Annotated in this window: 14 protein-coding genes and 1 riboswitch; of the genes, 7 read left to right on the top strand and 7 right to left on the bottom strand. The window is 40.1% G+C overall.

Annotation, left to right across the window (positions count from 1 at the left end; all coding sequences use genetic code 11):
* The 3 genes from L634_RS0109680 to L634_RS0109670 form a co-directional block, all read left to right on the top strand.
* A partial coding sequence (locus L634_RS0109680) for an IS3 family transposase (RefSeq protein ID WP_026582275.1) occupies window positions 1–183 on the top strand: 183 nt, incomplete at its 5' end.
* Between the two features lie 256 nt (window positions 184–439).
* On the top strand, window positions 440–976 hold the full coding sequence (locus tag L634_RS0109675; protein ID WP_026582274.1) for an RNA polymerase sigma factor: 537 nt from the start codon (window positions 440–442) through the stop codon (window positions 974–976).
* The gene (locus L634_RS0109670) at window positions 951–1,559 is read left to right on the top strand and encodes a hypothetical protein (RefSeq protein WP_026582273.1); all 609 of its coding nucleotides are present in this window, start codon (window positions 951–953) and stop codon (window positions 1,557–1,559) included. Before L634_RS0109675 ends, L634_RS0109670 begins: the two co-directional genes overlap by 26 nt.
* A 345-nt stretch (window positions 1,560–1,904) precedes the next feature.
* Here L634_RS0109670 and L634_RS0109665 read toward each other — a convergent pair whose 3' ends face one another.
* Window positions 1,905–2,642 carry a hypothetical protein gene (locus tag L634_RS0109665; RefSeq protein WP_026582272.1) on the bottom strand — a complete coding sequence of 246 codons (738 nt, stop codon included), beginning with the start codon at window positions 2,640–2,642 and terminating at the stop codon, window positions 1,905–1,907.
* A gap of 166 nt (window positions 2,643–2,808) precedes the next feature.
* Between L634_RS0109665 and L634_RS33355 the strand changes: the two genes are divergently transcribed.
* On the top strand, window positions 2,809–2,970 hold the full coding sequence (locus L634_RS33355) for a hypothetical protein (RefSeq protein ID WP_157452382.1): 162 nt from the start codon (window positions 2,809–2,811) through the stop codon (window positions 2,968–2,970).
* On the opposite strand, the gene L634_RS0109655 is transcribed toward L634_RS33355, so the two are convergent.
* The 6 genes from L634_RS0109655 to L634_RS0109630 all read right to left on the bottom strand — a co-directional run bounded on the left by L634_RS0109655 (window position 2,967) and on the right by L634_RS0109630 (window position 7,449).
* Window positions 2,967–3,737, bottom strand: a complete 771-nt coding sequence (locus L634_RS0109655; protein WP_026582271.1) for a TatD family hydrolase — start codon at window positions 3,735–3,737, stop codon at window positions 2,967–2,969. The two genes, L634_RS33355 and L634_RS0109655, sit on opposite strands and share 4 nt — an antisense overlap.
* Before the next feature lie 11 nt (window positions 3,738–3,748).
* Window positions 3,749–4,483, bottom strand: coding sequence for an ABC transporter ATP-binding protein (locus L634_RS0109650; protein ID WP_026582270.1), 735 nt, complete (start codon window positions 4,481–4,483; stop codon window positions 3,749–3,751).
* Window positions 4,480–5,247 carry an ABC transporter permease gene (locus L634_RS0109645; protein ID WP_026582269.1) on the bottom strand — a complete coding sequence of 256 codons (768 nt, stop codon included), beginning with the start codon at window positions 5,245–5,247 and terminating at the stop codon, window positions 4,480–4,482. Before L634_RS0109645 ends, L634_RS0109650 begins: the two co-directional genes overlap by 4 nt.
* Window positions 5,244–5,537, bottom strand: coding sequence for a thiamine-binding protein (locus L634_RS0109640; protein ID WP_026582268.1), 294 nt, complete (start codon window positions 5,535–5,537; stop codon window positions 5,244–5,246). Before L634_RS0109640 ends, L634_RS0109645 begins: the two co-directional genes overlap by 4 nt.
* A gap of 13 nt (window positions 5,538–5,550) precedes the next feature.
* Window positions 5,551–6,549 (bottom strand): ABC transporter substrate-binding protein, encoded by a 999-nt coding sequence (locus L634_RS0109635; RefSeq protein WP_026582267.1) that lies wholly within the window; start codon window positions 6,547–6,549, stop codon window positions 5,551–5,553.
* A gap of 120 nt (window positions 6,550–6,669) precedes the next feature.
* Window positions 6,670–6,779: riboswitch (TPP riboswitch) on the bottom strand.
* 256 nt (window positions 6,780–7,035) lie between these two features.
* The gene (locus L634_RS0109630; protein WP_026582266.1) at window positions 7,036–7,449 is read right to left on the bottom strand and encodes a YkvA family protein; all 414 of its coding nucleotides are present in this window, start codon (window positions 7,447–7,449) and stop codon (window positions 7,036–7,038) included.
* Window positions 7,450–7,574: 125 nt separating this feature from the next.
* Between L634_RS0109630 and L634_RS0109625 the strand changes: the two genes are divergently transcribed.
* The 3 genes from L634_RS0109625 (at window position 7,575) to treP (ending at window position 10,315) form a co-directional block, all read left to right on the top strand.
* Entirely contained in the window at window positions 7,575–8,291 is a 717-nt protein-coding gene (locus L634_RS0109625; protein ID WP_026582265.1) for an NAD-dependent deacylase, read from the top strand.
* A 119-nt stretch (window positions 8,292–8,410) separates the two neighbouring features.
* On the top strand, window positions 8,411–8,596 hold the full coding sequence (tatA, locus tag L634_RS0109620) for a twin-arginine translocase TatA/TatE family subunit (RefSeq protein ID WP_026582264.1): 186 nt from the start codon (window positions 8,411–8,413) through the stop codon (window positions 8,594–8,596).
* Between the two features lie 315 nt (window positions 8,597–8,911).
* Window positions 8,912–10,315: a PTS system trehalose-specific EIIBC component gene (gene treP / locus L634_RS0109615; RefSeq protein WP_026582263.1), complete on the top strand. Its 1,404-nt coding sequence runs from the start codon at window positions 8,912–8,914 to the stop codon at window positions 10,313–10,315.
* The last annotated feature ends 46 nt before the right edge of the window (window positions 10,316–10,361 follow it).

Here is a 10,361-nt window from a genome sequence, read left to right as displayed (position 1 = left end):
CACAGTATTATTAAAAAAGAATTGATCTACCAGAAAAAATATAGGACAAGAGCAGAGGCAACAAAGGAAGTTTTTGAGTATATCACTTGTTTTTACAATCCAGAGAGGATTCATTCAACCATTGGATACCAATCACCGATGGAGTTTGAAAAAGCTTACTACTCAAAAATGAAAGTCGCCTAATTTAACCTTTTCCTGGACAAATTATGATGTAACGCAAGTTAGATCATCATTTGTCCAGGTTACCAAGCGATAGCGCGGTAGGAAGAAAGTAAGAAAGTGCCCAATTTAATTTGTCCGTTTTCTTGACGTAGTATCAGTGCAGTCCAATTTCGTTTTTAGAAAAAGTGGAACATCAGAATTTTTTTTTATAAAAATGGAGAGAAGTGTTTCTTTTTTTTTTCTGATTCGTCTAATAGTATGCGAGGGGGCGCCCACAATGGAGAGAATTTCCGCAGAAGCATTTGAAGAAATGTATAACGAATATAGTGATCGCATTTATGGATACATATTTCTTCTTGTAAATGATAAAGAGGTTGCAGAAGATTTGACCCAGGATACTTTTATAAAAGCTTATAAATATATGAATCAATTTAATGGAGAGTCGCAAATCTTTACGTGGCTTGTACGGATATCGCGGAATGTAGCCATTGATTATCTGCGCAAAAAAAACAGGTTCAAATTTTTCTCGATTGAAAAGTTCCAGCTGCCATCAGATGAAGATACCCCAACAGAGATTATTATAAAAGGAGAAAAAGCAGCGCTTCTATATGTAGCGATCCGCCATTTGAAATTAAGCTATCAGGAGGTTCTGATCTTAAGAAAAATAAAGGAGTTTTCCATTAAGGAAACGGCCGAAATTTTGAATTGGAATGAAAATAAAGTAAAAATCACCACTTCCAGGGCACTCGCCGCGCTAAAAAAAGAACTGCAGAAAAGGGGGGAGATCCATGAAGAACTCATCCGGATTCGATAATTCATTCCGTGAATTGGACCGTATTCCGCGTTCGCAAAAACAGAAACAGGAGAGCTTTCGGAAAATAATGAACGAATTAGAGGAGAGGCCAAGGGAGAGGAAAGCCTTTTTTCCGCGGTTTTTAACCGCTGCTGTTTCATTGGCTGCCTGTTTTCTTTTCGCTTTTATCATTTATTCTGAAGATGCTATGACCAGAGGCAGCTATAGCCCAGTTTTAATTGGCGAAAGCAGTATTACCCAAACCGCTGTTGCTATATCTGAAGCTGAAAAGATTTTTTCAGCAGAAGGTGTTTATTCTCCAAATATAGCCACCATACAGGATGAAAAATGGGAAGAGGCAGCCAGGAACGCCATCAATTCAGCCGAGCCGTCAAAGGTAAAACTCACAACTAAACCTCTGTATGATGTGCAATTTATGTTAAAAGGGAAAGAGCCGCTTAAGCTAAAAATCTGGGAAGAGCATGGTGAAGTATATGTCAGGACAATGGAAAGTAAAGAATTGTATATCCTTTCCTCTGAAGAAAGCACTCTTTTTCTGGAATACTTAAAAGCCGTGGCTGAGAGCATACAGAAAACTCCTTAATTAACTCTATTAAGGGGTCTTTTTTTAACTTAAAATCCTATTTCTTTACATTTTTCGGGAAAGTTTTATTCAGGGGCACATCTGCTTTAGTTGAATAAATCGCTTTACTGCTGGCGAGGTTTTTCCTTCATTCAAAGGGCAGGCAGTTTCTTATATTCGGGTTGGTCTCTGCAGATCTCAGGGGATAAAGGGACAGTGCAAACCCAGGTGGCATTACCGTGTCAGTGATGGTAATGCTATTTTTCTTCTTCCAGAAGCAATCATTAAAGGCACTAAGGTGTAAAAAAATCGGCTAAGCTTGTGCTTAGCCGGTTATGAGATTGAAAAACCCCCTATGCTATTTTTCTATTGTATAGGGCAATAGGTTCTCCATTCTCCTGCAACGCAAACCTTGTAGCGGGGAACATAGCAATTAGCTGTAACAGCATCTTCATCTAAGCCGTGTGTTGCCAGCTGGGAGGAAACAGAAGTCTCTGATTCCATGGCAGCAGCAGCACAAGGATATCCTCCGCGCCATTCATACTTTGTGCAGTAGTAGCAAAGTTCGCCTGCGGCCGTGCTCTTATCAGTTTCTAAGCTGTTTTTTGCTGCTTTCTCGAGCACCTCCTTCTTTTTCATTTCCACTTCGGCCAAAAACTCTTTAAACGTATGATCTTTCGAAACATCTATCTTAGTCTCTTCATCTGACCTTAAATCTTTAATATAAAAAGCCTGGTCATCTAACAGTCTGCCATAGTCAACGAGGCGGACCTTTAATCCGCTATCAAATTCATAAGAAAAGGATAAAAGAGAAGAGAAGTTAACGATGGCCTCCTCATTCAAGAAAACATTCTTTGCATTATATTCGATTTCATATTGGACTGCCCAGCCATACTGGGAGCCATTCCCATCGATAAGGGCCTTGGGCTTAGCATCTGCACCGTTTAGAAAGGAAGATTTGAAATCCTTAAATTCATCAGCTTTTCTGACTGCCTTCATAAATTCTTTTTCGCTCAAATTTGCAGCACCGCTTTTAGGCTGTGCAAACGCATTTCCAGAAAAGACTAGTAAAATAGTCAATAGCAAAAAAATATACTTTTTCATCTCATACCTCCTAAAAGTATTGTCCAAATTAAGATTAACGTATATTTCCAATATAAGGAATGGTGCGAAGTGATTATATTTATCTAGTATATTTTGACCATTATGAAAGTATTCGCCTTTTTAAAAAAAGCAGCAGAATCCGCATCCTATAGGGGGATTGTGTAGGATGTATCATATAAGTAATAATTTGAATGTGTATCGGGAATGGAGTGAATCGCTTCAAGAATGGCCCCGGATCATTTATGGTCTCTGTAAAAAGGTCATAGAAGTTCTCTATAAAAAGGAAAGCGGCCATTTACTTTCAAATGGCCGTCTAAAATCCAACTAATTATAATAGAAGCTTTTAGTGTTTTGATAAAGCTGCCTATGAACATCTTCTAAAGGCTTTTTCTTAAGATGGGCTAAGGTTCTGATAGACTCAAATATCATGGCTGGATGGGTAAGCTGGCCTTTGAAAGGCCCTTCAAATGGCCAGGGCCCATCGGTTTCAGCCATCATTCGATCTATCGGATAAGACCGTGCAAGATCCTGTATTTCCTTTTCGTAAACGATATCGGGGGTAAAGGAGATGTAATATCCGTTTGAAATCAGCCTTCTGACAGTCCCAGGATCTCCTTTAAACCAATGGAAGTGGGCTTTTTGGATTGAATGCTTTTCCAGCAGCCGGCATACAACCGGAGCATCCTCATATACAGCATGAAGGGCCAATGGTTTATTCCACTTTTTTGCCAGCTTGATAAATTCTTCGAGCAGCTCTATATAACCCTCCATTTTAAAGCTGCCAGCATGCTTTCTCCTTAAATAATATGGCAGACCTACTTCTCCTACTCCTGCCATATCCTCCTGATGATCATCCAGCCAGCTAAAAAGCGCTGAGAGCTCCTGATCCTTAGGAAGTTCTTGTTCAGGGTGAAAGCCATAGGCAGGTTTTACATTAGAATATTTTTTAGAAAGAGCAAGGTTTCGCTTGCAGGAATTCAAGTCATATGAAACAGAAATGACTGACAGCTGAAAAGGGACATCTTTAAAGATTTCTGTTATTTCATCATCGCTATATTGATCAAGATGAATATGGGCATCAATTAATTTATCCAAAATATTCACCTCTATTGTTTTTTTAAGGCTTTATGGATTGTCCTTTTGCAATCGAGGAACTTTTCATCAAGCATTAGCTGCTCTTTACGAGGCCTCGAAAAAGGCACCTTAAACTCATGCGCCACTTGAGCAGGCCTGCTGCTGAGAACCAAAATACGGTCAGAAAGGTAGATAGCTTCTTCAATATTATGCGTAACGAAAAGGATAGTCGGTTTATGCTCGTTCCAAATATCAAGCAGCCATTTTTGCATGTCATGGCGGGTCAGTTCATCCAAAGCAGAAAAAGGTTCATCCAATAGAATGACGGGCTGCGGACTTAAAAGTGCCCGGATAAAAGCAGCTCTTTGCTTCATGCCGCCTGACAGTTCATGGGGGTAAGCACTTTCGTAGTCAGCGAGCCCGGCTTTATAAAGCATATCCCTGGCAGTTTCAGTATCTGCCTTCCCTTTAAGCTCTTGGCCAAGCAAGACATTTTGGAGAATAGTCCTCCATGGCATTAAGGATGGTGTCTGAGGCATATAGCTGATTGACCCGCGTTTGCCGTTGATAATCTCTCCTCCTAAATGAATGGAACCATTATCAGGCAGAAGTAAACCGCCAATCAGATTAAAAATAGTGCTTTTTCCGCTTCCAGATGGTCCCAGGATAGAGACAAATTCGCCTTGGTTTATATGAAAGCTTATCTTGTTTAATACAAGGTTCGAGTCAAAGCTTTTTGTTAAACGATCAACTGATAACTGTATCATTTTTGTGCACCCTCCCGTGGTTTCCATCTTACCAGCAAACGCTCTGCCAAAAGAATAGCTCCAAAAAATAGCAGGCTTAACCCCATTATGGCAAAGATGGCAACAAATACACGGTCAGTCCGAAATGATGAAGAGGCGAGAGTCATATAAACGCCAATGCCAGCCTTTGCACCCAGCCACTCAGAAATGACTGCTCCCATCACGCTGTATGTTGCAGAGATCTTTAAGCCGGAAAATACAGACGGAAGCGAGTATGGGAGCTCCAGTTTCCAAAACAGCTGTCCTTTGCTTGCACCAGCCATTAGCATATAATGTTTAAGTTCCCGTGGTGTCTGCCTGAACCCATCCAAAGCGGCAACTGTAATTGGGAAAAAGCATACCAGAGTGATGACAATCAGCTTTGGAAGAAGTCCGAATCCAAACCACACCACCAGCAAAGGAGCCAAAACAATTATAGGCACATTTTGTGATAGTATGAGAAGAGGATAAACTGATTCCCTTAAAAAGGACAATAAATGCAGCAATACTGCGGTCAGCAGGCCAATCCCCGTACCGATGGCAAATCCAATCACAGAAAGCATGACTGTGGATTGAAGGTGAAACTGAAAGCTTTCCCACCCTGCAATCGCCTCCTGAAAAATATCAGTGGGCCGCGGCAGAAGCCAGGCAGGGACTTCTGCCAGCTTAACTGCCAATTCCCAAAAAATGAATAAAAGGAGGAGAACCAACACTGGTCTCCATCCTTTCAATAAAACCTTTTTCATGGACGGTATTTCTCCGTTAAATCATTCATTTCAATTCCTGTAGGCTGGTATAATATTTTCACTTGTGAGATCACATTGCTGCTGCCTATTTCTATCATTTTGGCATTCATGTCAGCGATAATTTTCAGTAAATGTTCAAGATCGCCTTCCATTGTTGTTTCCAAAGGGTGGACTTCATATTTTACCCCTGATTTCTGGATTACGGCTATAGCCTCATCCACATACGGTATAACATTTTCCCCATTTTTGGTTTTTGGGATGATTTGAATGCTTACAAGTGCATTTGCCATTTTATCTCGCTCCTTATTCCGGCAAGAAGTCATTTGTAAAAGCTTTGCCGGCGTCTAATTCTTTATCTAAAAGCCCGTTTTCATACATCCAGTCTGCGTAGTTTTCCCACACTTCAAGCTTTTGTTCACCCCATCTGCCAGCATCGTCCTGGTAACGCGGTGAAAGCCATTCCTGGCTTTTTTTCACAAGCTCGCTGTCAAGGTCTGGTGCGTTCTTTAATAATATATCCCCTGCTTCCCCGGGATTATCGATGGCAAATTCATAGCCCTTTGATGCGGCTTTAACAAAAGCTTTTACGGTATCTGGATTATCTTTAATCATTTTTTCATTGGTCGCTAAAACAGGTGTGTAATAGTCCAGTTTTTCCGAGTAGTCGGTTAGATAGATCATATTAATCTTTTCCCCGCGAAGTTCTGCTTCTACACCTGTCCATCCATAATAAATCCATGCAAAGTCAATATCTCTTTTAACTGCTGTAAAAAAGTCGGCATCCCCCATGTTAACAATGGATACTTTCCCAACATCAGCATTTTCTGTTTTCATCAGTGATTCGATTACCGATTTTTCGACAGGAGCTCCCCAGCCTCCATAGGTTTTTCCTTCAAAATCCTTTGGAGACTTAATATTTTTATCAGCTGGAGAGGCAAAGCCGGACGTATTATGCTGTATAACAGCAGCGATTGAAACGAGCGGAACCCCCTGTACCCGGGCTTCTGTAATGCTTTCCTGGTAGCTCACCCCAAAATCCGCTTTGCCGGATGCGGTAAGCTGGTCTGCACCTGCTTCACCTGGCATTATGATTTCAACATCCAGTCCTTCTTCTTTAAAATATCCTTTATCTTTAGCAACATATAAACCGGTATGGTTAGTATTTGGAGTCCAATCCAAAACGACTGTGACTTTTTCTAATCCTTCTTTTTCTGTTTTTTCGCTTTGCTGAGTTTCTTGCCCGTTTCCGCTACAGCCGGCGAGAAACAGGACAGTACATACAGCTGCAATCCATTTTTTCATCATGTAACCTCCTGTAAGTCTTTATGTAATATGGTTAAGAATTGGAAAGATATTATAGTTTGCCCTGAAAAACAAAAACGCTCCGGCATAAATACCAGAGCGCATATAAACAAACATTTTTATGTTTAAGAATATGTTCCCTACGCTGGTATCAGCCAGATCAGGTTCAAAGGGTCAACATCTGAAGGATGAAGTCTCAACCGGCAATACCGGCTCCCCTACAATTCTTGCTATTCAATTAGCGGGTTTCTATTACTTTCCTCCATTATTATAGCAAAAGAAAGCAGATAGGACAGCAAAAAGTAATCCTGATTATTAGAGTTTGGCTGAAAAATGATATAAATTGGCCAATGAATATATGTTTTTTGGCCGTTATCTTTCAAGTGCTTCTTGTCTCAAAGGCAATGAACTCAAGTTTAGCAGGTTTTTTGCAATTTTAACCGGCAAATCAAACAGTTTGGCCGGGCCTTTCCAATAACCCTTTTCCTATTTTACTTCAATTGTACGGCTTTGCTTCCAGGCTTTAAACTTTTCAAGTTCCCCTGTAATTTGGTTTAATGCAAATCCAAGAACGGCTGCATCATCAATCATTCCTATTCCAAATAAAAAATCAGGTACAATGTCAATAGGCGAAACAAAGTATAAAATTGAAGCAAGTACAAAGATAATTGATTTTTTAGAGATGTGCCTGTAATCTCCATTTGACCAGGATTTCACCATGTCAATCAAAAGCTGAAATTTTTCCCATATGTCACTTAAAGACGATTTATTTTGATTTGCTTTAGCTGTTGCCTTGCTTAACAGTCCTCTCGTTTTTTCAGGATCTTCCGCATATCTTTTGGCCCTGGAAGTAAATTTTTTATAACCTTCCCGATAATCTTTTGTTTCCATGTCTGGCATTTGCAATCACTCCCATATTGATATATAAGATAAACAGGTATAATCTATTATTTACCGCATGCTTAGAACTACATAAACATTCTTTCTATAATAAATATAACAATAATAAAACGGAGCTGATATTTATGCTGGTAAAATGGCTGCAGGAGTCCAGCTATACTGTTATTTTAACAGGAGCGGGCATGTCAACGGAAAGCGGATTGCCTGATTTTAGATCGGCTAATAAGGGAATGTGGAACCTAAAAGATCCTGGGAAAATCGCCAGTACAGAAGCTTTAAATCATAATGTTAATGAGTTTATCGAATTTTATCGGCACAGGGTAACTGGGCTAAAAGAGTGCAAGCCGCATAAAGGGCATTTTATTCTAGCGGATTGGGAGAGACAGGGCATCATCCAAAGTGTCATTACACAAAATGTAGATGGCTTTCATGGCTTAGCAGGAAGCCGAAATGTTGCAGAGCTTCATGGGAACCTTCAGACGCTGCACTGCCAGGAATGCAAAAAAGATTATCCGAGCGAGGAATATCTGCATGACCAATATAAATGTATATGCGGGGGGCTTTTGCGCCCATCGGTTGTTCTGTTTGGAGAAATGCTGCCAGAGAAGGCTTTGGATTTTGCTGCAAAAGAATCTGAGAAAGCAGAGCTTTTTATTGTGCTTGGTTCATCTTTAACCGTTTCGCCTGCTAATCAGTTCCCGCTGATAGCGAAACAAAACGGCGCAAAACTCGTGATCGTCAATATGGAGCCTACGGATTACGATTTCTATGCAGATGAAGTCATCCATAACCGAAAAATTGGCGAAGTACTGGAAGAACTTAATAGTGCTATCTGTAAATAAAAAAGTCCTAATCTTGCTATGCTTTTTTCTTCCTTTCTACTATAATGGACAGTGAACCTAGATTTTGCTTATTGTCTTTTGAATATTTACCGTGATTGTATATATAAGGAGTGTATGACATGTTAACCAATATTGGTATACCAGGTTTAATCTTGATTTTGGTCCTGGCACTTATAATCTTTGGCCCGAAGAAGCTGCCTGAAATCGGAAAGGCTTTCGGAGAAACCTTAAAGGAATTTAAAAAATCGACCCGTGAATTAACAAACGATGATGACGATGATAAAAAGAAAGAGCAGCTTAAATAGGATTAAAAGCCGGTTTCACAGACAAAAGTCTGGAAGCCGGCTTTTTTGTATTTTTAAGGGTTTTTCTGCTTCCTGATGGGTATATAGCAAATGAAAAGTAACGGAAAAGAAAAAAATGTTGACGAACATGTATATACAAGATAAAATGAAAGCGTAAACAGATCATGTATATACAAGTTATCTTTTTATAGTTTGGGTAATAGCCTGCATATTCAAAGGGAAATGGATAGATATGTAAAGAACGAGAACAATAAAGAAGAACCTTTGAGCTGTTTTTCCAAAAGAATGAAAACGGTAACAGGAGGAGAGGGAAGAATGAGTGCTAATAAACAATCAGCCGAGCAAATCGTAGAGGCAATCGGCGGCAAAGAAAACATAGCAGCTGCTACTCATTGCGTTACAAGATTGCGCTTTGCTTTAAAAGATGAAGGAAAAGTGGATAAGGAAAAACTTGAAAATATAGATGTTGTAAAAGGCTCGTTTTCTTCCAATGGACAATTCCAGGTTGTTATTGGACAGGGCCTTGTTGATAAGGTTTATAAAGAAATGACAGAAGCAACAGGCATTGGGGAATCTTCAAAAGAAGAAACAAAAACAGCTGCTGCTGAAAATCTGAATCCATTGCAGCGAGGAATTAAAACGCTGGCAGATATCTTTATTCCTATCCTTCCTGCCATTGTAACTGCAGGTCTGCTGATGGGGATAAATAATATAATGACAGCACCTGATATTTTCTTTGAGGGGAAGTCGTTTGTCGAAGTTTATACTAACTGGGCTGATTTGGCGAGCATTATTAATTTGATTGCCAATACAGCATTTGTATTTCTCCCAGGATTAATTGGCTGGAGTGCGGTAAACCGTTTTGGCGGAAGCCCGCTCTTGGGTATTGTATTAGGTTTGATGCTTGTTCACCCGGATCTATTAAATGCTTGGGGATATGGGGCAGCAGAGGAAGTTCCAAAATGGAATCTATTCGGACTTGAAATCGAAAAGGTAGGATATCAGGGTCAAGTATTACCGGTATTATTTGCTTCTTATGTTCTCGCAAAGATTGAAGTATTTTTACGAAAAAGAATTCCAGATGCATTCCAGCTGCTGACGATTGCGCCAATCGCTTTATTAGTAACAGGTTTTCTTTCATTCATTGCTATAGGACCTATTACATTTACAATCGGAAGCTGGATTACAAATGGCGTAGTCGGAATCTTTGAAGCTATTCCTGCACTTGGCGGCCTTATTTATGGCGGGTTATATGCACCCCTGGTTATCACAGGAATGCATCATACATTCCTAGCAGTTGACCTTCAGCTCATTGGCAGCATCGGCGGCACATTTTTATGGCCGATGGTTGCTCTTTCAAATATTGCCCAAGGCTCAGCTGCTTTCGCAATGATGCTGTTAAGTAAAGGAAATGAAAAACTAAAAGGGCTTGCACTCACTTCATCGATTTCAGCGTGGCTGGGTGTAACAGAGCCGGCCATGTTCGGGGTAAATCTTCGCTTTAAATACCCGTTCTTTGCAGCTATTATTGGTTCTGCCATTGCCGGAATTTTTATCACAATCAACGGAGTTAAAGCACCATCCATCGGTGTAGGCGGTTTGCCGGCTTTCTTCTCCATCTTTGCAGAAAACTGGGGTTCATTCTTTATTGGAATGGGAATTGCGCTAGTTGTACCATTCGTTCTTACGATGATCTTTTCCAGATTTAAAAAAGCTTAATAAATTTATGATACCCTGGGATACTTTGATTCCATGGTATCGCCTT

Origin of the sequence: Bacillus sp. J33 (assembly GCF_000518885.1) — a bacterium.
GTDB lineage: Bacteria > Bacillota > Bacilli > Bacillales > Cytobacillaceae > Cytobacillus.
Note: the sequence above shows the minus strand (reverse complement) of the source record. Positions and strands in the feature narration are given on the sequence as shown.

Coding starts and splice junctions, on each gene's coding strand:
- tatA (WP_026582264.1), top strand. CDS start 8,411: ATGTTAACCAATATTGGTATACCAGGTTTAATCTTGATTTTGGTCCTG.
- L634_RS0109670 (WP_026582273.1), top strand. CDS start 951: ATGAAGAACTCATCCGGATTCGATAATTCATTCCGTGAATTGGACCGT.
- L634_RS0109635 (WP_026582267.1), bottom strand. CDS start 6,549: ATGAAAAAATGGATTGCAGCTGTATGTACTGTCCTGTTTCTCGCCGGC.
- L634_RS0109675 (WP_026582274.1), top strand. CDS start 440: ATGGAGAGAATTTCCGCAGAAGCATTTGAAGAAATGTATAACGAATAT.
- L634_RS0109645 (WP_026582269.1), bottom strand. CDS start 5,247: ATGAAAAAGGTTTTATTGAAAGGATGGAGACCAGTGTTGGTTCTCCTC.
- L634_RS0109650 (WP_026582270.1), bottom strand. CDS start 4,483: ATGATACAGTTATCAGTTGATCGTTTAACAAAAAGCTTTGACTCGAAC.
- L634_RS0109625 (WP_026582265.1), top strand. CDS start 7,575: ATGCTGGTAAAATGGCTGCAGGAGTCCAGCTATACTGTTATTTTAACA.
- L634_RS0109630 (WP_026582266.1), bottom strand. CDS start 7,449: ATGCCAGACATGGAAACAAAAGATTATCGGGAAGGTTATAAAAAATTT.
- L634_RS0109665 (WP_026582272.1), bottom strand. CDS start 2,642: ATGAAAAAGTATATTTTTTTGCTATTGACTATTTTACTAGTCTTTTCT.
- L634_RS33355 (WP_157452382.1), top strand. CDS start 2,809: ATGTATCATATAAGTAATAATTTGAATGTGTATCGGGAATGGAGTGAA.
- L634_RS0109640 (WP_026582268.1), bottom strand. CDS start 5,537: ATGGCAAATGCACTTGTAAGCATTCAAATCATCCCAAAAACCAAAAAT.
- treP (WP_026582263.1), top strand. CDS start 8,912: ATGAGTGCTAATAAACAATCAGCCGAGCAAATCGTAGAGGCAATCGGC.